Consider the following 965-nt stretch of genomic DNA (forward strand, 5'->3'; position numbering starts at 1 on the left):
CCGGTTTTTCTGAATCACGATAGGAACTTAGCTTAGCTGTCGATAAGCTCTGGTTCCTAAGCCCCTAAAAAAATAGCTGCTTGCGCCCGCGCAGCATGCGCAAAAGGCTTATTTTTCTTAAAAAATCAGTCGAGCTTTCAATGACAGCGTGATCTAGACATTTTTTGAGGCGGTTCATGCCCTCAATATGCTCCAAACTGGCATGGGACACCTCCTAGAATGCCCCAGCAACATCGCAGGTGCTGCTACCAGCATTCTTCGTTAGCACGCTGAATTCAATGTTCAGCTTGTGCAAGCAATACGCAACCGACTTGGCTCAAGCCTTCAATACAAACCACTGACCATGAAATATCGCGTGCAAGAACTGGAAGTCCCAGCGGACGAGCCTTTCAAGAACGATGCCTTGAACCGCAAGCCCTTGGTCGAATTTCTTTCTGGCCTGATTGGCCGCCTTGCAGGTCCGTTTGTTCTGGCGCTTGATTCCCCTTGGGGTACTGGCAAAACAACGCTCGTCAAAATGTTGCAAGCAGATCTCGGGCGGCAAGATTTCCTGTGCGTGTATTTCAATGCTTGGCAGGTGGACTATGTGAACGATCCCTTGGTGGCGCTGGTATCGGCGATTGACGAGATTCGGTTGCCGAATGGTGCGGCGCAATCCCAGTTTCGGACTCACTTGCAGACCGCTCGCAAGATCACCACAGCAGTCGCCAAGCGAGGCGTGATTGCGGTGGCCAAGGCCGCCACTCTGGGCGGTCTCGATCTTGAAAAAGACATTGAAGCGGTCGCTACCGAAGTGGCTGGTGGATTGGCTGGCGATGCGGTTGATGCGTTCCAGAAGGAAAAGAAATCACTTGAAAAGTTTCGTCAGGAGGTGGCTAAAGCCATTGAACTGACCTTGCCCCTGAAAAACGTATCCCTTGCTGAGTGGTTCAATTCAGACAAGGAAAACGGAAATGGCAAAAATA

General features: G+C 50.8%; 1 protein-coding gene. It reads left to right on the top strand.

Features of this window, described 5'->3' with window-relative positions:
• Positions 1-343 precede the first annotated feature (343 nt).
• On the top strand, positions 344-965 hold a 622-nt coding region (locus ACP7AD_RS18545; protein WP_426166415.1), incomplete at its 3' end, for a KAP family P-loop NTPase fold protein.

The sequence above is a fragment of the Polaromonas sp. DSP2-3-2b2 genome, from assembly GCF_049895905.1.
Lineage (GTDB): Bacteria > Pseudomonadota > Gammaproteobacteria > Burkholderiales > Burkholderiaceae_C > Polaromonas.